We start from the raw sequence: 19382 nt of genomic DNA on the forward strand, positions 1-19382 counted from the left end.
ACCGCGTGGACAGGCGGATCACGGGGTGAACAGGTCCACGTGCGCGGCGAAGGCGGTCGCGATCTCCGCCTGCGCCCAGAACCGGTGGTAGGTGAACGTCGGCGCGGGCCCGCCGTCCAGGTACGCCTGCACCTTCGGCCAGTCCGGGTCGTCCATGAAGTACGACCGGATCGACAGGAAGGTGGCGCCCGGCTCGATCACGTCGCCGTTCGGCATCGTGCCGCTCCAGCCCGGGGGCACGTAGGTGCCCTCGCCGCCGGGGACGTACTCGTCGTCGAAGCGCGCGTAGTCCGACCGCGTCTCCGGCGTGGCGATGCCGATCTCGGTCTGGTTCGCCAGCAGGGCGTTCAGCAGGCCCTCGCCGGTCGTGCGGGCCGCCGCGTCGCCGGACCGCGCCGCGTAGTGCAGCAGGGTCTTGGCCAGTGCGGCCGCCACGCCGACGTCGCGGCCCTGCGTGTCGACGGTGACGTGCAGACCGGGGTTCGCGGCGGGCCAGTTGCTCCCGCTGCTGGTGAAGTCGCCCGACGGCGTTCCGGTCCAGGTCATGTCGGACGGCACGGCGAAGTCGCCGCCCTCGCCGATGTCGGTGTGCGCGATGGCCCACGGCACCCACTTGTCGAGGATGTCCTTGGCCTGGGCGTTGCCGGTCTCGGAGTACAGCGCCGCGACCCGCTCCATGCCCCACACCTGGAACCCGAACCAGCGGTTCGACGGCGGGTCGTGCCAGACCGGCTGGTAGTCGTAGAACATGCCGTTGAACGTCGGCAGGTCCGTCGGCGGCTGGGTGTACTGCCCGTCCCAGCTGTTCGTCGCGCCGCCTGCGATGCCGCCCTCGGCCGACTGCAGCCACTTGATGAACTGCAGCTGCCGGGTGAGGCTGGTCGCCCAGTCCTGCGCGCCGGTCGCCGACTTCGGCTTCAGCGCCGGGTCGTTGGCCAGGGCGTAGGCCGCCAGCGGGTTCTGGTAACCCTGGTGGTTGGCGCCGTCGCCGATGCGCCACGCCCACCCGGCCGAGGTGTCCGTCGCGCCGCCCCATGCGTAGTACCAGGACATGAGGTAGTGCTGGCTCTGCCTGCCCGTGCCGCCGGGGCACGTCATCGGGTTCGTGCAGTCGCCGATGCGCTTGAAGTACTTGTCGAACATGGCGTACCGCAGGTAGTCGCCCATCTTCGCCGCGTCGGCGACGACGCCCGCGACCTGGGAGGCCTTGCCCTGCTCGGTCGCCCACTTGTTCGCCAGGTAGGCCACCTGCACCGCGCGCGCGTCGGCGTCGGGGGCGTTGGTGTACTTCCACTGCTTGGCGTACTGGCCGTCCCCGGTGAACAGGTCGAGGAAGCCGTTGGGCCCGCCGTGGGCGAAGGTGTCGCACGAGGGCTGCGGGATGGTCTCCCACACCGACTCCTGCGAGCCGCGCTGGTAGGTGTTGATGTAGGCCGGGGCCGCGTCCGACTCGTCGCCGCAGTGGCCGAAGCCGAGCGTGTTGTCCACGTCCAGCAGCCAGTGCATGCCGTAGATCGTGTCGGAGCCGTACGCGGTGCGCAGCTCACCGGCGATCGGGTCCTGGCCGACCGGGACGTTGCCGTCGAGCTGCGACGGGTACGCCGACGGGTGCGGGTGCTCCGGCGCGTAGGTCGCCGGGTCGGCCGGGTTGTACCGGCCCGCGTTGGGCTGGTCGGCAGCCGACGGGATGATGTACTTCTCCAACGACTCCCACGCGTCGTTGAACGGACCCCACTCGCCGCTGATCCGGCCGTAGGCCGCTTCCAGCCACAGGTAGTAGCTGTAGGCCTCAGACGTGGTCTGGTGACCGTGGTCGGGCGCCTCCACCAGCAGCGTCTCCACCGAGTGGTAGGGCACGAGCAGGCCGTTGATGTCGCGGAAGTAGCCGCTGGCCGGGTCCTTGATCTTGTTGTACTGCTCCAGGAACGCCGCGGTGTAGTCCGAGGTGTCCGCCGACAGCTCGCGGGCCTCGATGGTCGCCGCGGTGTAGCCGGTCGCGGTCGCCCGGAACGTCGCGCTGGCGAGCGCGCCGCCGTTGTCGGCCGAGGTGATGGTCACCGGCTTGGCGGTGTTCCAGTCCGTCGGCGAGAACGTCAGGCTGGCGGGCGTCGCGGTCAGGTCGGTGCTGCCCGCGCTGCGGGCGACGGCGACGGTCACCGGGCCCGACGGCTGGGTGGCCAGCTTGATCCCGGTCTGCGCGCTCTGCCCCTGGCGGACGGTCACCGTGGCCGGGCTGGCCACGATGGTGGGCGCGCTCACGACGGTCACCGCGATCGGCGTCGACAGCGCGGACGCGCCGCGGTTGTCGTGCGCCCGCGCGGCCAGCGAGTGCTGCCCGACCGGCGCGTTCGCCCACTGCACGCTGTACGGCGCGGTCGTGTCCGTGCCGATCAGCGTGGTGCCGTTGTAGAACTCGACCCGGTCGACGGTGCCGTCGGTGTCCGCGGCGTTGGCCGAGACGGTGATCGGCGTGCCCACCGGGTGGCTGGAGTTGTCGGCCGGGGCCGTCAGCGACACCGTGGGCGGCTTGTTGGCGCCGGTACAGGGCGTGCCGTTGACGGCGAAGTCGGTCGGCGGCCGGTTCTGCCCGGTCCAGCTGGCGTTGAAGCCGAAGCTGACCGAGCCGCCCGCGGCGACGTTGCCGTTCCACGCCTCGTTGGTCACGGTCACGGCGTTGCCGCTCTGGGTGTGGCGGCCGCTCCACAGCTGCTGGATTCGCTGGCCGTCGAGGAAGGTCCAGCTCAGCCGCCAGCCGGTCAGCGCGTCGCCCTCGTTGCGCAGGCTGACGTTCGCGGTGAAACCGCCCGGCCACTGGTTGGTTGTGTACGTCACCGAGCACGCCACGGCGGCGTGCGCCGTGCCTGCCAGGGGCACCAGGGCCCCGGCGGCCAGGGTGGTCGCCGCGAGCGCCACCCCCAGCGGCCCTGGCCGGGCTCGGCGGGACAGGACGGATCGCATCGTTGCAGGTCCTCCTTCAAGGGACACAGGGATACCCGCGTGCGCGGGGGGCCGGCCCGGGGCACAGCCGCCCCGGGCCGGGGCTGGTGCGTTGTCCCGCCTAAGGTTCGGTGCCCCAGGACAGGGTGGAGCCGGTGTGCGCCGTCACCCGGGGAGCGTCCCGGTAGGCGGCGGTGGCGCCGGAATAGCTGTGGTCGTCGGTCTGGTCGAGCGGTGACCAGTCCGCTTTGGCCACCCGCAGCTGGATCTCGCCGGAGTCCTGTCCGGGTGGGACGGTCCCGGCGGTGAAGGCGATCTGGACGTAGTGGTCGGCGCCTGTGCGCGCGGAGGGCAGGCGCACCACGCTCATCCGGACGTTGGCACAGCCGACGGCCGCGTAGTCGCACCACACCTGGAACGACTGCGCGCCGTCGCCGGTGAACCAGTACCGCAGGGTCGTGGCCGCCAGGTCGAGGGGCGCGTCCCCGGTGTTGCGGACGCGCACCGCGCCGCGGATCTGGTTCTCCGTCGGCGAGGAGTTCGCCGTGCGGTGCTGGACGACCACCGGACCGGTCGGGTCGGGATCGGGTGTGGGGTCCGGGTCGGGGTCAGGCGTCGGGTCCGGGTCCGGGTCGGGATCGGGCGTGCCGCCGTCCGGCGTCTCGCCCCACAGCACGCCCGACGCGTCGGCGATGATGATGTTGTCGGTGGTGGCCTGCGCGGCGGTCAGGCCCTGGTAGGACCAGTCGTTGGCCGGGTCCCACGTGCCCGCGCTGGTCAGCCGGAGCTGGATCTCCCGCCGCCACGCGCTCTGCCCGGCAGGCGCGATGTCGCCCGCGCACCGCACCTCGACGTAGTACACCGCGCCCGCGTGCCGCTTCGGCGCGGACGGCGCGCCGCACTGGTTGTAGTTCGCGGTGGCGGTGATCTGGCCCGGCTGGGTGGCGCCATCGAGGGTGAAGTAGTAGCGGACCACGCCGTCGGTCACCGCCCTGGCCGGGAACGCCGAGCGGTTGTAGGCGAACATCTTTACCTCGGTGAACGTCGCCGACGACTGGCTCACGCCCGCCTGGACGTAGATCTCGTCCATGTCCGGGGTCTCAACGGGCGGGAAGTCCGCCAGCGGGGCGCCGCCGAACTCGTCGTACAGCTTCACCAACGCGCTGGTGAAACCGGCGTTGTAGTCCAGCGCGACCTCGTTGGCCACGTAGTCGTCCCGGTTGTCGACGTAGGCGTCGTTGTTCGTGGACGGCCCGCCGACCAGCGCCCCGTAGAGCACGTGCCTGCTGATCTCGGGCGTCTTGCTGCTGTCCAGCCACGCGCCGTGCGCGGTGCGGTGGTGCGGGTTGCGCGGCGGGTTCTGGCCGAACCCGACGACATAGCTGGACGAGCGCGGATTGTCGCCGAGGATGTAGTTGACCTGCCGGACGCCGAAGTCGTGATAGCGGGCCTTGCGCACCGGGTCGGTGACGTTCTCCGCGTGCACCATCGCCACGAAGGCGGTGTTGGCGGCGTACCGCAGGGATCCCCAGGTGTCGAGCACCGCCTGCCCGCCCGGGGAGTACCGGACGCGGTTTCCGTTGTGGCCGACGGTCCAGTAGTCCAGCCAGCGGTTGGCGTCGGTGAAGTAGCGGTCCCCGCCGGTCAGCTCGGCGAGCAGGACGTAGGCGCCGTAGGACTTGTCGTCCCAGGCGATGGTCCAGCGGTAGGAGCGCTCGGTGCTCTGCGGCTCGGTGGCGAGGCGGTCGTACTCGGTCTCGGCCTTGGCCAGGTATCCCGCGTCGCCGGTGGCCTTGTGCAGCCAGATCGCGCCCCACACCAGCTCGTCCTGGTAGCCGCTCCACGAGCGGTAGAAGCTCTGCGCGTCGGTGATGCAGTCGCTGTAGCGGCCGCGGTAGGTGTCGGCGAAGGAGTACAGCTGCCGGGCGTGGGTGAGCAGCGTGGCCGAGTAGGCCGGGTCGCTGTCGCGGAAGACCAGCGACGCGGCGGCCATCGCCGCTGCGTACTCCCCGGCCAGGTCCGACCCCGGGCAGCTCGCGTCCACCTTGTACGCCGGGCGCGCCATCGGCATGACCTCGGCGGGCCCCCACCAGCGGTGGTCGTCGTCGCCCTTGCCGACCTGCCCGTACACCACGTTCGGCTCGGGGTGCGCCTTGATGATCCAGTCGGTGCCCCAGCGCAGGTTGGCCTTGAGGTGGTCGAGCTGTCCCGAGCGGGCGTAGGCCGCAGGCTCCTCCAGCGCGCCCCAGGCCAGCATGGTCATCGTCGCGGCGAACGGCAGGCCGAACTTGACGTGGTCGCCCGCGTCGTAGAAGCCGCCGGTCAGGTCGACGCCGACGTCCGCGCCGTCGGTCAGCGCCGAGTCCCCGCGCCAGGACACCCGGTTGTCCTCGGGCAGGGCGCCGGAGCGCTGGGCGTCGTAGAACCAGAGGGACTTCTGCAGGGCCTCGGCGTAGTTGAACGCCGGGGCGGCGGCGGCCGAGCGGGCCACCGGGACCACCACCGCGGCGGCGATCACGGCGCATAACAGCGCGCGGACCACGCGTGGACGACTAGTCACAGCCGCTTCCTCCTCGAAGCATCACCGTGCTGGCATCGCCGGAGCGACTTTGGGAGCGCTCTCAGCAGAGAGTAGCCCGCAGCACGCCGGTTGGGAACAGGCAAAACCGGCCGCGCACGAATGGCCTAACGAGGGGCGGCCGATGCGGCCGAACGTCGGAAAGGCGGAACCGCCCGCCGTGTAAGAGCGCTCCCAGTCTCTCGGCGGGCGGTTCCGGTCTCAGGGGCCGGTGACGGCCGGTCTCACTCGTGGCGGTGGCCGAGGGCGGCGAACACGCAGCCCTCCACATCGGACGGCACGGCGCCCTCGGCCGGGATGTCCCCCGGCTCGCACATCAGGTACCGCAGGCCGAGGCGCTCGACGCCCAGCGGGCCCGCGGTCACCGCGAAGCCGTTGCCGAAGGCCCAGTCCGGGTTGCTCCGGTCCTCGCCAGCGCGCAGCGCCGCCGCCCAGGACTCCTGGAACGCGGCCTGCGCGCCCGGGGCGAACACGACCAGTCCGATCTTCTCGTAGGGCGCGACCTTGCACGTGGCCCAAGCGCCGACATACGAGGCATACCAGGGGAAACGCGTGGGGCCGAGGTAGTCCCGCAGGTCCTGCTCCGTCGCGGGCTCGGCGTCGTCGCACTCGTCGGTGGCGTTCTGCACCCAGTCCACCAGGGTGTCCAGCTCGGTGACGGGCTGGCCGAGCGCGGCCGCCCCGCTCGACCCGGCCGGGATCAGCATGGGGTCATCGTGGTGGCCCGCGTCGCTGCACGCGGTGAGCGCGGCCAGCACGGCCACACCCGCGATCAAGCGGAACATCCGGCGACTCCTCGCGCGGGCGGGGGCGGGGTGGGCCCGGGCGGACCCACCCCGCCATCCATCAGGAAACGGCGCACGCCGTGCCGTTGAGCGCGAACCCGCCCGGCGCCTGCGCACCCTGCTGCGCGGAGCCGTTGAATCCGAACTCGACGGTCGCGCTCGGCGCGATCGACCCGTTCCACGACGCGTTGCGCGCGGTCACCTGGGTCCCGGACTGGCTCACCGTGGCGTTCCACGCCTGGGTGACCTGCTGGCCGCCCGGGTAGTCCCACGTCAGCGTCCAGCCGGACACCGCGGCCGTGCCGGTGTTGGTGATGCGGACCGTGCCGGTGAAGCCGCCGTTCCACGTGGTGGAGACGGTGTGCGCCACCCGGCAGGTCGAGCCGCCCGGCCCGTCGCCGGACGAGGTGGTGAACGCGCCCGCCGCCGACGCCGCCGACCGGTTGCCCGCCGCGTCCTTGGCCACGACGTACACGCGGTACGCGGTGCTCGCGGTGAGCCCGGTCAGCGACGCGGAGTTGGTCGTCGTCGAGGCGAGGAGCGTGTCGTCGGCCCCGTTCTCGCGGTAGACCTCATACCCCGTGACGCCGGTGTTGTCCGTCGACGCCGCCCAGCTCAGCTGCGCCGACGAGGCGGTGATCGCGCTGGCGGAAGGCGTTCCCGGCGCGGACGGCGCGACGGTGTCGCCGCCGCCGGAACCGCCGGTGAACACGACGTCGGAGCAGTTGTAGAACGCCTCCGGGCTGTCGGAGCGCTGCCAGATCGAGTAGATGATGTGCCTGCCGGACTTGTTCGGCAGGGTGACCGGCCAGGTGTACTCCGCGCCCTCCGGGCCGCTGCCGTTGATCGGCGGGTTGGTCACCGCGTTGAACGGCGCTGGTTCCAGGTCCGACCACTTCAGCGGCTGCGAGGGGTCCCACCCGTCGCGGGTGACGTACTGGGACCACGTGCCCGGGTGCGGGGCCCAGGCGTTGTACCGGAACGTCACCTGGGAGTTGGCCTGCAGGGTGGTGGTCGGCCACGCCGAGTGCGCGATGTTGAAGCCGTCGTACTTGGCCGTCGGCCCGCACAGGTCGCCGTCGGCGATGATCTCGCGGTGCCTGCCTCCGGCGAGGCTGATCAGGTTGCCGAACCAGTCCCAGAGGGGCTGCTTCCCGCTGATGGCCACCGCGGCCTCGCACGCGTCGTTCTGCGGCGCGAGGTCGCCTCCGCCGCCGCCCGCCCGGCCGTCGACGTAGCAGGCGTAGGTCCGGGTGGCCGGGAAGGTCATGCCTCCGTGGGCCTGCGCCGTGGTGGTGGGGATCAGGATTCCCCCAGCCGTCAGCACACCGACCAGGCCCGCGAGCAACGCGCCGTTGCGTCGTGTTCGCACGGGTCATCTCCTTCGATGGTCCGGGAGCCGCACTCGGGACTGAGAGCGCTCCCAGAACTAGGGGAGCATTCGCGGCCCGATCTCGTCAAGAGTCGGTGTGTTCCTCACCGGACGCGAAGATCTTTCGGGCAGCCCGACGCGGCCGGGCCCTCGGCGGGCCCGGCCGCGACGCTGCGTCACCGGCTTCCGGTCAGCCGTTCATTGAGCACGCCCCGCTCGGCGTTTAGCCCGACACGTCGCCGGAGACGATCAGCCCGGCCGAGGCGGACCGGCCCGGCGGCACCGACGCGTTCCACGCGACGTTCCGCGCGGTGACGTCCACACCGGACACCGTGACCGCCGTGTTCCAGGACTGCGCGACGGTGTTTCCCGACGGCAGGGCGAACCGCACGGTCCAGCCGCGGATCTCCGCCGGGCCGCGGTTCTCGACCACGAGGTCCACCTGCGCGCCGCCGGGCCAGCGGTTGGCGACCCGCACGGTGGCCGTGCAGCCGGGCGGCGGGGAGTCGGTCGTGGTGGTGGGAGTGGTGGTGGTGGGCGTGGTGGTGGTAGGCGTTGTGCTGGTCGTCGGTGGTGGGCCGGAGAGGGCCTCGACCAGCGCCGGGTACCACCGGTCAGCGATCTTGCGGTCCCCGGCGGCATTGGGGTGCACGCCGTCGTAGGTGTCCGCGGCGGTGTCGAAGCCGGTCCACTGGTCGACGATCCTGACCGGTGACCGGGTGGTCGACCTGGCCGCCGCCCACGCGGGCAGCGCCGCGTTGAGGTCGACGACCCGTCGCGCGCACTCCGCGCAGGTGGGCGGGTTCATCGGGATGATCTGCGCGACCAGCACCCGCATGTCCGGGTTGCTCACGCGCATCTGGGCGACCAGCGTGTCGAAAGCGGCCAGGATCTGCGCGGTGGAGCGGTTGCTCCACACGTCGTTGGTGCCGAAGTGCATCATCACCACGTCCGGCCGGGTGGCCGAGAGCCAGGCCTGGAGCTGGTTCTGCGCGGCGACGTCGGTGGCGAGATAGCCGCCGTGGCCCTCGTGCTCGCCGTCGAAGGCGAAGCCGCAGCCGTCCGGGGACAGCGTGCCGACGAAGTCCACTTGGGACTGCCGACCGGCCTGGCGGAGCTTGTCCCAGAGCAGCGCGCGCCAGCAGCCGGGCGAGCCGGTGATCGAGTCGCCCAGCGCCATCACCCGCACCGGCGCGGCGGGGGCCGCGGTTCCCGGGGCGGCGATCATGGCGAGGCCGACGGTGACGGCGGCGAGGATGGCGGGGAGCAGGGCTTTGCGGAGCACGGTTCCTCCACTGGGGACGGGCCGGCCCGGGGCGGCGGGGCAAGGATGCGGAGTGGGCCGCCGCCACCGGGCCGGGGTATCAGCCGACGGTGCAGGCGGCGCCGTTGAGGGTGAACGCGGTCGGCGCGGAGTTGGCCCCGGTCCAGCTGCCGATGAAGCCGAAGCTCGCCGAGCCGCCGGAGGCGATCGTGCCGTTCCAGCCCGCGTTGGCCGCGGTGACCTGCGCGCCGGACTGCGTCGGCGTGGCGTTCCACATCTGGGAGATCCGCTGCCCGTCGGCGAACGACCAGCGCAGCGACCACCCGGACACCGGGGACGCCCCGGTGTTGCGGATGGTGACGTCGCCATGGAAGCCGCCCTGCCACTGGCCTGCCACCTTGTAGGTGACCGCGCAGGAGCCCCCGCCGCCACCGGTCGTGGTGACGTTCACCGTCGCCGACCTCGTCGAGCGGTTGCCCGCGGCGTCCGTGGCGTAGACGGCGAAGGTGTAGGCGGTCGACGCGGTGAGCCCGGTGACGGTGGCCGAGGTGGTGGCCGACGAGGCCGCCGGGGTCTCACCGCCGCCTGCGACGCGGACGACCTGGTAGCCGGTCACCCCGACGTTGTCGGTGGCGGCCGTCCACGACAGACGGACGCTGCTCGCGGTGACGTCCGACGCCGTCGGCGCGCCCGGCGCGGTGGGCGGGGTGGTGTCGCCAGGGCCGCCGCCGTAGACCGTGGCCTCGCGGGAGGTGGCCCTGATGCCGTTGGCGCCGTTGACCGCGCGCTGGCCCCATGCGGTGAGCTGGGCGGGGTTGAAGGAGGTCACCATGTCCAGGTACTCGACGCCGCCGCCGTTGCCGCTCCACGACCAGGCCAGGTAGCCCAGGCGCAGCTGCTGGGCGGTGGCGAAGATGGCGTCCTCGTCGGGGTTGCCGTCGGAGTGGTCGTGGCCGAACTCGCCGACCAGGATCGGCAGCCCCGCGTCGACGAACGCGGCGAGGTAGGCCGACACCTCGGCGGCGGTGTCGAACACCCCGTACATGTGGATGGAGAACATGGTGTTGCCGGTCGGGTCGGCGGCGTAGACCCGGTCGGCGTTGTCCCGCATGGTGAACGACCAGTCCTGCCCCCAGTTGGGGGCGTCGACCATCAGGACGTGGTCGTACCCGCCCGCCCGCAACCGCTGGATGGCCTGGCTGCTGTGCGCGGTCCAGTCCTGGTAGCCGGTGTTGCCGAAGGGCTCGTTGCCGATGTTCAGGATGACGTAGTCCTCCTGCCCGGCGAGCGCGGCCCGGATGTCGGAGCTGAGCCAGTAGTCGGTGGCCTGCGCCAGCGACGCGGCCCCGCTCTGCTCGCCGTAACCGGTGGTGTCGTGCACCTCCAGGACGCAGATGAGCCTGTTGGTCTTGCACAGCGAGATCACGTTGGCCACATCGGCCCCACCGTTGCGCGTCCACCGCGTGCCGTCGGACAGCACCACCCGGACCGTGTTGGCGCCAGTGGCCTTGATGTTGGCGAAGGAGCTGGTCTCCCCGGGATACCAGGTGTGCGCGTGGTTGACCCCGCGCATCACGAACTCGGTGCCATTGGCCTCGTAGAGCCGTCCCTCCCGCACATGCAGCCCGGTGGCCGCCGAAGCGGACGGCACCACCACAACCAGGGTCAGGACCAAAGCGGCGAGCGTGGTCAAGGCCACGGCCAGCCGTTTCCTCATGGGAACACCTCTCGGCTGAATCGTCGTCGTCAACAATTCGGAGAAAGCGCACGCCGGAACGACACAGTGGACAGTCATGGGAAGCGGCAGTCACGTCGGACGCACAGGCGTGCCACCCGCCTGACCGCGGAGCCGCTCCCACACCCCAAGGTGTGTCTCCGCCGAGAGGAAGGACGCCCACACTTAACCAATTAACCGGTTAAGCGTCAACCCCCACCACCCCCCAAAGCAGGGCTTGCCTGCCATCCCGTCGACCTGGCGCAGCCTTACCACACCCAGGGTGGGGGCGCGGCCCTCAACGAAACTGCAGCTTGCAACGTCAGAGCCCCCAGGGCTCTGACAAGCGAACACCCAAAGCTCCGCGCCCCCACCCTGGGTGTGGTAACCCTCCGGGAGGTCGACGGGATGGCAGGCAAGCCCGACCCCATCCCGGAGACCTGCCCGTCCGGCGAGGACGCTTTTGATCAAGAGCAACGCCGGAACGGCGAGCCGACAACCAAGCCACGGAAGGCAAAGGGACAGAGGAGGCAGGAGACAGAAGGCAAGACAGGGCACCAGGCAACCGAGGACAGGTAAGGGAAGGCAGCAAGGAAGGGCAAGCGGATGGGCCGGTGCGGCTCCATGCCGACAGGGACGGCGGCATGACGGGGCGCAGGCAAGGAAGGGCTGGCAAGGGAGGGCAAGCAAGGGAGGGCAAGCAAGGGAGGGCAAGCAAGGGAGGGCAAGCAAGGGAGGGCAAAGGAAGGAAGGGCAAAGGAAGGAAGGGCAAGGAAGGGAGGAGCGGGTCCACGCCAACAGGACCGGCGACATAACGGAGCGCAAGCAGGCAGGGCAGGGCAGGCAAGGGGAGGGCAGGGCAGGCAAGGAAGGGCAGGGCAGGCAAGGCAGGGCAGGCAAGGCAGGGCAGGGCAGGCAAGGCAGGGCAGGCAAGGAAGGGCAGGGCAGGCAAGGCAGGGCAGGCAAGGAAGGGCAGGGCAGGCAAGGCAGGGCAGGCAAGGAAGGGCAGGGCAGGCAAGGGAGGGCAGGCGCAAGTCCATTCCGACAGAACCAGCGACCGGACGGTGCGCAAGCAGGGCCGGGCCGGAAGCAAGGGCAAGCCAGAGCAGGCAACGCCCAGGAACAACCGCCCCACCAGCAAGGACAGCCCAGCCCCCAAGACCCACTCCAGAAGCCCCGCCCCCCGGAAGCCCCGCCCAAACCCCCCAGAAGCCCCGCCCAACCTCCCCAGAAGCCCCGCCCCAAACCCCACCCCAGAAGCCCCGCCCTAAACCGCCCCCGTACTCCCCCGAACCACCAACACCGGATCAGCCGTCCGCAGATGCCCCCCACCCACCCCCTCGATCACCGACAGCAACAACCGCACCGCGGCCGCCCCCCGCTCCACGATCGGTCGCCGCACGGCCGTCAAAGCGGGCCGCACCAACGAGCACAACGTCGAGTCGTCCCAAGCCACGATCGACAAGTCCTCCGGCACCGCGAACCCCAGCTCCTGCGCAACACCCAGGGCCGCCACGGCCATCACGTCGTTGTCGAAGACCAAGGCCGAGGGCGGCGACCCCACCCCCAGCGCCTGGCGGGTGGCCCGTCCGGCGTCCTCCGCGCTGTAGTCCGCGTTGATGATCCCCGCCGCCAACCCCAACCGCTCCGCCTCGGCCAGGAACACCCGCGAGCGCGACCGCGTGTGCACGAACTCCGCAGGCCCGGCGATCCGCCCCACCCGGCGGTGCCCCAGCCCCGCCAGATGACGCAGGACCTCGACCATCGCCACCGCGTCATCGGTCCACACACAGGGCGGGCCGTCGGGCACGACCGGCTCGCCGAAGATCACCGCGGGCAGCCCCAGCCGGGTCACCAGGTCGACCCGGGGGTCGTCCGCGCGCAGATCCACCAGCAGCACGCCGTCGACCCGCCGCTCGGCCCACCACCGCCGGTACAGCGTCAGCTCGGTCTCGGCGTTGTCCGTCACCTGCAGCAGCAACGACGTGGTTCCATCGGCGAGGGCGTCCTGGATGCCGGACACCAGCTGCATGAAGTACGGCTCCACCCCGATCGCCCTGGCCGGCCGGTCGATCACCAGGCCGATGGCGCCCGCCCGGCCGTCGGACAGCGCGCGGGCGGCGCGGTTGGGCACCCAGCCGAGCCGGTCGGCGATGTCCTGGATTCGGGCGCGCGTGCTCTCCGAGACCCCGGGCCGGTTGTTCAGCGCGTACGACACCGCACCCGTCGAGACACCCGCCGCCTTGGCGATGTCGGCGATGGTCGGCCGCTTCATACGGCCCGCGCGGTGCTGCCCCGCACGTCCAGCCGCGCGGCGGGCGACCAGCGCTCGGGGACCGGGCGACCGGCGAGGAGGTCGAGCACGGAGTCGGCGACGGTCCCGCCGAAGCGGTGGACGTCCACGCTCATCGTCGTCAGGCCCGGCGAGGCCAGCCTGCACAGCGTCGAGTCGTCCCAGGCGATCAGGCTCAGCGCGCCGGGCACATCGACGCCGAGTTCCTTCGCGGCGCCGAGCCCGGCGACCGCCATCACGTCGTTGTCGTACAGGATCGCCGTGGGCGGCTCGTCCGCGCGCAGCAGGTCGGCTGTCGCCTTGGCGCCCGACTGCTCCGAGTAGTCGCCCTCGACGGTCACCGGCTCGATCCCCGCCGCCGCGCACGCCTCGGCGAGCGCCGCCGCGCGGGCGCGGGTGTGCAGCAGCGTGTCCGGGCCGCTCACCCTGGCGATGCGGCGGTGGCCGAGGCCGAGCAGGTGCTCGGCGGCGGCGCGGACCGGGCCCGCGTCGTCCGTGCGCACGGCGGGCAGCCCCGCCGCGGGCTCGCCGACCAGCAGCGCGGGCAGCCCGATGGCCACCAGTTCGTCCGGCCGCGGGTCGTCGACCGTCCGGTTGACGACGATCGCGGCGGCGACGAGGTCGCGCTCGGCCCAGCGCCGGTAGGCGGCGATCTCCGCCTCGTGGTCCGCCACGACGTGCAGCAGCAGCGAGAGGTCGCGCTCGGCGAGCCGTTCCTCGATGCCCGCGATGAACTCCATGAAGAACGGCTCGACGCCCAGCAGCCGCGCCGGGCGGGCCAGCACCAGCCCGACCGGACCGGTCGGCTCAGACGACACAGTGGACTCCCTAGGACGCGATGCGCACGGAGTGTAGCCGGTGTGGACCGATCAGTACACTCGCCGGATGGCCACCCTACCCAGGACCGAGCGCGGAAGGCGGACGCGGGAGCGCCTGGTCCGCGCCGCCGCCGAGCTGTTCCGCGCCCAGGGCGTGCGCGCGACCGGCGTCGACGACGTGCTGGAGCGCGCCGAGTGCGGCAAGAGCCAGCTCTACCACTACTTCGACGGCAAGGCCGACCTGGTCGCGGCCGTGCTCGACCACCAGCTCGACTGCCTGCTCGACGGCCAGCGCGAGCACCTGGCCGAGCTGACCAGCTGGGCGGGCATCGAGCGCTGGCTGGCCGCCCTGCCCGGGGTGTTCGCCGGACCGACCGGCGTGGCGGCGTGCCCGCTCGGCGCGCTGGCCGCGGAGCTGGCCGGGACCGACGAGGACGTGCGCCACGCCCTGGTCGCCGCCTTCGACCGCTGGTCGACCCCCCTCGCCGAGGGCCTGGCCGCCCTGCGGGACCGCGGCGAACTCGCCGCCGACGCGGACCCGGCGCGCCTGGCCCGGGCCACGATCGGCGCGCTGCAGGGCGGCCTGCTCATGGCCCGCACCTACGAGGACCCGCAGGCCCTCTCCGACGCGCTGGACGGTGCCTACGCGGGACTCCGCGCGTTCGCCCGTTGAAACTGTACCGAACGGTCCGTACAGTTCGCCGCATGACTGTGGTCGAGTTGCGCCAGTACACGCTGCGCCCCGGCGGGTTCCCCGTGCTCGCGGACCTGTTCGAGCGCGTCTTCACCGACTCCCTCGAGGCGTGCGGGATGCGGGTCGACGGGCAGTTCGCCGACCTCGACGACCCCGACCGGTTCGTCTGGGTCCGCTCGTTCCCCGACCTCGACCGGCGCACGCGCGCGCTCGAAGCGTTCTATCTGGACAGTGAGGCGTGGAAGTCCAATCGCGCCGCCGCCAACGCGGCCATGGTGGACTCCGACGACGTGCTGCTGCTGCGCCCCGCACCGGGCTGGGGCGACCTGCCCGACACCTCGGGACACGCGCTGATCACCGCCACCGTGTGCCTGCTCCCCCGACCCGCCGACGACGCGGTGCGCGCCGCCATCGCAGGCGTTCCCACCGGCACCCCCCTCGGTCTGCTGGAGACCGACCCCGGCCCGAACGGATTCCCCCGGCTGCCCGTCCGCGAGGGCGAGCACGCGCTGGTCCTGTTCACCGGCCACGCCGAGGAGGAGCCGGACGCCTGGGACGCGTTCACCGGCCGTGTGGCCGAACGCCACGCGGCGCGCGTGGATCACCTCCGGCTGTCGCCGCTCGGACGCTCCCGCATGCGCTGATGCGTCTCCCTCACGTGTGAATCCGCGCTGAGCGGGTACCTCACCACCGTGACTGACTGGACGCACGTGGGCTGGTGGCCGCAACCGGCGGCCACAGGCGCCGACTCGGATACGGCTGAGGCCATGACGCAAGGCGAACTCGTCGAACTGCGGGTCGACGCGGCACTGGACAGTCTCCCGCTGGTACGCACCATGGCGGGCGCGGTGGCCATGCGCGCCGACTACGACATCGACGCGATCGCCGACCTCAAGCTGGTCGCCGACGAGATCTGCACGATGCTGATCCGGCGCGCGGTCCCCGGCGGCAGGCTGTGCGGGCGGTTCTCGCTGCTGCCGCGGTCGCTCACCTTCGGCGTCTCGGTCGCCGTGACCGACACCGCCCCCATCAGGCCGGACACCCTGGGCTGGCGGCTGCTGACCGCGCTGGTCGACTCGATCGCCACCACCGTGCGCACCGACTCCGGGCAGGCGCAGTTGGTCATCGAGGTCCTCATGGCCAGGAAGAGCGGCGTGCTGTGACCCAGCCCCACCTGACGACGCACGCCCGGCGCGAGACAGGTGACTACGCGGACCTCGCCCCCCTGTTCGACGAGCTCGCCGCGCTGTCGCCCGACGACCCGCGCCGCGCCGACCTGCGCACCCGGCTGGTCACCGGCCACCTCCCGGTCGCCCAGCACATCGCCCAGCGCTTCGCCAACCGCGGCGAGCCCCAGGACGACCTGCTCCAGGTGGCGACCGTCGGCCTGATCAACGCCGTCGACCGCTTCGACCCCGCCCGCGGCACGGACTTCCTGTCCTTCGCGATCCCCACGGTGATGGGCGAGGTCCGCCGCCACTTCCGCGACACCTGCTGGTCGCTGCGCGTGCCCCGGCGGCTGAAGGAGCTGCACCTCGCGGTCAGCACGGCCAGCGCCGAACTCGCCCAGACCCTGGGCCGCGCGCCGACGCCCAGCGAGATCGCCGCCCACCTCAAGGAGCCGATCGAGGACGTCTACCAGGGACTGGAGGCCGCGGGCGGCTACCGGTCGCAGTCGCTGGACGAGGTGCTGGGCCCGGACGAGGACTCGGCGTCGGTCGGCGACCGCATCGGCTTCGAGGACCGCGCGCTGGCCGAGGTGGACCAGCAGGAGACCCTGCAGCCGCTGCTGGCCGAGCTTCCCGAGCGCGAGCGCCGGATCCTGATCCTGCGGTTCTACGGGAACATGACCCAGACGCAGATCGCCGAGAAGGTCGGGCTCTCCCAGATGCACGTCTCCCGCCTGCTGAGCCGGACGCTGCGGCGGCTGCGCGAGCGGATCGGCGACTGAGGCCGCCGCTGGCGCTAGGCCCTGGGGGTCCCGGGCGTCAGGGCGGCGCCCTCGTCGTCCACGATGGTCAGCACGCGGTCCAGACCAGTGAGGTGGAGCGCGCGGCGGGCAACGCATTCCGGGCCCGCCACGACCACCAGCGAGCGGCCGTTCTGCTCGGCGTCGGTCCCCGCGGTCACCAGGACCGCCAGGCCCGCCGAGCCCAGGAAGCGGAGCTTGCTGAGGTCGGCGACCAGCAGGCGGTCGGCGTCCGCGCCCGCCACGGCGAGGGCGGCCGCCAGCTGGGGGGCGGTGGCCAGGTCGACCTCGCCTTCCGCGGTCACCACCACGGCGTCGCCGTGGTCGGACCGGCCCAGCGTCAACAGGGTGCTCACCGCGCGGCTCCTCGGTGCATACGGCTCGGACGAGCCCCACTGTAACCGCATCCCCGCGCGGGCGCGCCACGGTTGAGCTTTACCCGAATGGGGTACGTCGCTGGCGTCGTGCGAGGTCAGGAGGCATGGGTTGACGGATGAGTCGGACGCCGCCCGGTTACGGAGGAACGTCAACGAGCTGCTGCAGGAGCTACGGGTCGCCCAGGCAGGCGTGCAGATCCTGTTCGGCTTCCTGCTCGCCGTCACCTTCACCGAGCCCTATCTGCGCGGCAGCGACTTCCAGCACGCCGTGCACCTGATCACGGTCGGGTTCACCGTCGTCGCCGTCGCCCTGTTCACCGCGCCCGCCGCGTGGCACCGGATGCTGTTCCGGCACGGCAAGCGCGACCGCATCCTGCGCAGCTCCAACCGCTTCGCGCTGTGGGGCCTGGGCTGCCTGGCCTGCGCAGTGTCCGGAACGGTGCTACTGCTGGTGGACGTCATCGCCGGGACCGTGCCCGCCGCCATCGCCTCGGCGGTGGCCCTGACCGGGTTCGCGACGCTGTGGTTCGCCCTGCCGCTGCGCCACCAGGACCCGGCCGAGATGAAGCCCGCCCCGAAGGACAGCAGGTCGGTCGAGAACGGGGCGTGAGAGGGAGGTCCGTGGTGCGCGACCGCGCTGTTGTCGTCGGATACGACGCCTCGCCCGGCGCCCAGGACGCCGTGCGCTGGGCGGCCGCCGAGGCGCGCCGCACGGGCGGCCCGCTGATCGCGGTGTTCGCCGTCGACCCGGTCCCCGTCGCCCCGGCGCTGGCCGGTCCGGTGCCCACCGACGGCATCGATGAGGAGAACCTGCGCGCCGCCGCCGCCACGATCCTCGGCGAGCTGGCGGCCGTCCTGCGGGAGCAGGCGGGCGACCTGGAGGTGCGCACGCGCATCCCGCTGGGCCCGCCCGCGCCGGGCCTGCTGGCCGTGGCGGGCGAGGAGAACGCCGAGGTGGTCGTGGTCGGCGCGACCGGCCACAACGCGGTGGCCCGCGCCGTGCTGGGCTCCACCACCGACGCCCTGCTCAAGGCCGCCCGCCGCCCGGTCGTGGTGGCCAGAGGGGTCGGCGACCCCGACGGCGACGTCGTGGTGGGCATCGCCGACGACGACTCCAGCAACGCCGCCGTGGCCTTCGCCGCCGAGTACGCCCACCGCCACGGCAAGAGGCTGCGCGCGGTGCACGGCTGGTCGCCCGAGCCCGTCCCCGGGTTCGGCGCGGTGGACCTGTGGGCCAGCGACGCCGACCGCGGCGCCGTCCTGGCCGACGACCTGCTCAGCGGCCCGCTCGCCCCCGTGCTGGAGGCGTACCCGACGGTCCCGGTCGAGGTCGAGGCCGTCCCCGAGCCGCCGGGCCACGCCCTGCTCGACCGGGCCGCGGGCGCGGCGCTGCTCGTGGTCGGCACGCACGGCCGGGGCGCGCTGCGGCGGATGCTGCTGGGCTCGGTCAGCCACCGGGCGGCGCACGTGGCGCCCTGCCCGGTCGCGGTCGTCCACGGACGGTGCGAGCTGTAGCACTAGCGCGGCTGGATCGGGTTGCGGCGCAGCGCCTCGGCGACGGAGTGCAGGTTGTGCGCCATGGCCGCGGCCGTCTTCTCCGACCACTCGTGCCGGTGGTCGGTCTCGGTGTAGCTCGGCCCGGGGCCGGGACCCATGTTCCAGTAGGTCCACGCCTGGCCCGGCACGGTGTACCCGATGTCGATCAGCGCCCCGCTGATCTCGCTGATGACGTGGTGGGCGCCGTCCTCGTTGCCGGTCACCACCACGCCCGCCACCCGGTTGTAGGCCACGGGGTTCCCGTCGTCGCCGGTCTCGGACAGCATCGCGTCCATCCGCTCCAGCGCGCGCTGCGCGAGCGAGGACGGCCTGCCCAGCCAGGTGGGCGATGCGAAGATCAGGATCTCGGCGGCCAGCAGGTCGTCGTGGATCCGCGGCCACTGGTCGCCGTCGCCCGCGTCGGTCACCACACCCGGTGGGATGTCCATGTCCGCCAGCCGGTGGACGGTGGTCGCGCAGTCGCGTTCGGTCAGCGACTTCAGCACGACGTCGGCGAGCACCTGGGTGTTCGACGGCTCCGGCGAGCTCTTCAGCGAGCAGTTGAGGAGTACCGCGCGCACGGGGCTCCCTTCCGGTTCACTCGGCCGAGATGTCGGCGAGCAGCGCGCCGACCGTCTCGTTCGGCAGCGCCCTGGCCACGTCGGCCTGCGCGACGATCCCGACCAGCTCGTGGCCGTCGATGACCGGCAGCCTGCGGACCTCGTGGCGGGCCATCGTGCGCAGGATCTCCTCGGCCTCGTCGTCGGCGCCGATGGTGACCACCTCGCCCTGGGCCAGCTCGCCGACGTGCACGGCCATCGGGTCCTTGCCCTCGGCCAGCACCTTCACCACGATGTCGCGGTCGGTGATCATGCCCTTGAGCTTGCCGTCCTGCCCGCAGACGGGCAGGGACCCGACCGAGGACGAGGCCATCTTCGCCGCCGCCTCGCGCACGGTGGACGAGGTCTCCACGCACACCGGATCGGGTGTCATCAGTTCACGTGCGGTAGTCATCGCAACTCCTTGTGTCGGTAGTTCTCCACAT

The 19382-nt window shown here is 72.2% G+C and carries 17 protein-coding genes; 6 read left to right on the plus strand and 11 right to left on the minus strand.

Going from position 1 to position 19382, the window contains the following annotated elements; genetic code table 11:
• Nucleotides 1-18 precede the first annotated feature (18 nt).
• The 8 genes from IEY98_RS14125 to IEY98_RS14160 all read right to left on the minus strand — a co-directional run bounded on the left by IEY98_RS14125 (nt 19) and on the right by IEY98_RS14160 (nt 13761).
• Nucleotides 19-2958, minus strand: coding sequence for a glycoside hydrolase family 48 protein (locus tag IEY98_RS14125; RefSeq protein ID WP_189210885.1), 2940 nt, complete (start codon nt 2956-2958; stop codon nt 19-21).
• A gap of 100 nt (nt 2959-3058) precedes the next feature.
• The gene (locus IEY98_RS14130; RefSeq protein WP_229786898.1) at nt 3059-5497 is read right to left on the minus strand and encodes a glycoside hydrolase family 9 protein; all 2439 of its coding nucleotides are present in this window, start codon (nt 5495-5497) and stop codon (nt 3059-3061) included.
• A 242-nt stretch (nt 5498-5739) separates the two neighbouring features.
• Nucleotides 5740-6300 carry a hypothetical protein gene (locus IEY98_RS14135; RefSeq protein WP_189210886.1) on the minus strand — a complete coding sequence of 187 codons (561 nt, stop codon included), beginning with the start codon at nt 6298-6300 and terminating at the stop codon, nt 5740-5742.
• Between the two features lie 61 nt (nt 6301-6361).
• On the minus strand, nt 6362-7672 hold the full coding sequence (locus IEY98_RS14140) for a lytic polysaccharide monooxygenase (RefSeq protein WP_229786899.1): 1311 nt from the start codon (nt 7670-7672) through the stop codon (nt 6362-6364).
• Between the two features lie 223 nt (nt 7673-7895).
• Nucleotides 7896-8957: a cellulose binding domain-containing protein gene (locus IEY98_RS14145; protein WP_229786900.1), complete on the minus strand. Its 1062-nt coding sequence runs from the start codon at nt 8955-8957 to the stop codon at nt 7896-7898.
• Between the two features lie 79 nt (nt 8958-9036).
• A complete protein-coding gene (locus IEY98_RS14150) occupies nt 9037-10653 on the minus strand; it encodes a cellulase family glycosylhydrolase (protein ID WP_189210887.1) in 1617 nt (538 codons plus the stop codon).
• A 1264-nt stretch (nt 10654-11917) separates the two neighbouring features.
• Nucleotides 11918-12925 carry a LacI family DNA-binding transcriptional regulator gene (locus tag IEY98_RS14155; protein ID WP_189210888.1) on the minus strand — a complete coding sequence of 336 codons (1008 nt, stop codon included), beginning with the start codon at nt 12923-12925 and terminating at the stop codon, nt 11918-11920.
• Nucleotides 12922-13761 (minus strand): LacI family DNA-binding transcriptional regulator, encoded by an 840-nt coding sequence (locus IEY98_RS14160; RefSeq protein WP_189210889.1) that lies wholly within the window; start codon nt 13759-13761, stop codon nt 12922-12924. The genes IEY98_RS14155 and IEY98_RS14160 overlap by 4 nt, the downstream gene beginning before the upstream one ends.
• A 67-nt stretch (nt 13762-13828) precedes the next feature.
• Here IEY98_RS14160 and IEY98_RS14165 point away from each other — a divergent pair, with 67 nt between their 5' ends.
• From IEY98_RS14165 to IEY98_RS14180, 4 genes are all read left to right on the plus strand, one after another.
• Nucleotides 13829-14434 carry a TetR/AcrR family transcriptional regulator gene (locus tag IEY98_RS14165; RefSeq protein WP_189210890.1) on the plus strand — a complete coding sequence of 202 codons (606 nt, stop codon included), beginning with the start codon at nt 13829-13831 and terminating at the stop codon, nt 14432-14434.
• A gap of 32 nt (nt 14435-14466) precedes the next feature.
• A complete protein-coding gene (locus IEY98_RS14170; RefSeq protein ID WP_189210891.1) occupies nt 14467-15099 on the plus strand; it encodes an NIPSNAP family protein in 633 nt (210 codons plus the stop codon).
• Between the two features lie 123 nt (nt 15100-15222).
• Entirely contained in the window at nt 15223-15618 is a 396-nt protein-coding gene (locus tag IEY98_RS14175; protein WP_189210892.1) for an ATP-binding protein, read from the plus strand.
• The gene (locus tag IEY98_RS14180) at nt 15615-16406 is read left to right on the plus strand and encodes a SigB/SigF/SigG family RNA polymerase sigma factor (protein WP_189210893.1); all 792 of its coding nucleotides are present in this window, start codon (nt 15615-15617) and stop codon (nt 16404-16406) included. Before IEY98_RS14175 ends, IEY98_RS14180 begins: the two co-directional genes overlap by 4 nt.
• Before the next feature lie 14 nt (nt 16407-16420).
• Here the strand turns inward: IEY98_RS14180 and IEY98_RS14185 are convergent, their stop codons facing one another.
• Nucleotides 16421-16780 (minus strand): STAS domain-containing protein, encoded by a 360-nt coding sequence (locus IEY98_RS14185; RefSeq protein WP_189210894.1) that lies wholly within the window; start codon nt 16778-16780, stop codon nt 16421-16423.
• A gap of 130 nt (nt 16781-16910) precedes the next feature.
• Between IEY98_RS14185 and IEY98_RS14190 the strand changes: the two genes are divergently transcribed.
• Both IEY98_RS14190 and IEY98_RS14195 read left to right on the plus strand, forming a co-directional pair.
• The gene (locus IEY98_RS14190) at nt 16911-17411 is read left to right on the plus strand and encodes a DUF6328 family protein (protein WP_189210895.1); all 501 of its coding nucleotides are present in this window, start codon (nt 16911-16913) and stop codon (nt 17409-17411) included.
• 14 nt (nt 17412-17425) lie between these two features.
• Entirely contained in the window at nt 17426-18316 is an 891-nt protein-coding gene (locus IEY98_RS14195; protein ID WP_189210896.1) for a universal stress protein, read from the plus strand.
• A gap of 2 nt (nt 18317-18318) precedes the next feature.
• On the opposite strand, the gene IEY98_RS14200 is transcribed toward IEY98_RS14195, so the two are convergent.
• Complete coding sequence (locus IEY98_RS14200; protein ID WP_189210897.1) at nt 18319-18918, minus strand: flavodoxin family protein; 600 nt, start codon at nt 18916-18918, stop codon at nt 18319-18321.
• A gap of 16 nt (nt 18919-18934) precedes the next feature.
• Nucleotides 18935-19351 carry a CBS domain-containing protein gene (locus IEY98_RS14205; protein ID WP_189210898.1) on the minus strand — a complete coding sequence of 139 codons (417 nt, stop codon included), beginning with the start codon at nt 19349-19351 and terminating at the stop codon, nt 18935-18937.
• Between the last annotated feature and the right edge of the window lie 31 nt (nt 19352-19382).

The organism is Actinokineospora fastidiosa (genome assembly GCF_014648415.1).
In the GTDB taxonomy this organism is placed as follows: Bacteria; Actinomycetota; Actinomycetes; order Mycobacteriales; family Pseudonocardiaceae; genus Actinokineospora; species Actinokineospora fastidiosa.

Bases quoted from the DNA above. Each gene is read 5' to 3' on its own strand.
- IEY98_RS14165 (WP_189210890.1), top strand. From the start codon at position 13,829: ATGGCCACCCTACCCAGGACCGAGCGCGGAAGGCGGACGCGGGAGCGC.
- IEY98_RS14125 (WP_189210885.1), bottom strand. From the start codon at position 2,958: ATGCGATCCGTCCTGTCCCGCCGAGCCCGGCCAGGGCCGCTGGGGGTG.
- IEY98_RS14175 (WP_189210892.1), top strand. From the start codon at position 15,223: ATGACGCAAGGCGAACTCGTCGAACTGCGGGTCGACGCGGCACTGGAC.
- IEY98_RS14135 (WP_189210886.1), bottom strand. From the start codon at position 6,300: ATGTTCCGCTTGATCGCGGGTGTGGCCGTGCTGGCCGCGCTCACCGCG.
- IEY98_RS14205 (WP_189210898.1), bottom strand. From the start codon at position 19,351: ATGACTACCGCACGTGAACTGATGACACCCGATCCGGTGTGCGTGGAG.
- IEY98_RS14155 (WP_189210888.1), bottom strand. From the start codon at position 12,925: ATGAAGCGGCCGACCATCGCCGACATCGCCAAGGCGGCGGGTGTCTCG.
- IEY98_RS14170 (WP_189210891.1), top strand. From the start codon at position 14,467: ATGACTGTGGTCGAGTTGCGCCAGTACACGCTGCGCCCCGGCGGGTTC.
- IEY98_RS14150 (WP_189210887.1), bottom strand. From the start codon at position 10,653: ATGAGGAAACGGCTGGCCGTGGCCTTGACCACGCTCGCCGCTTTGGTC.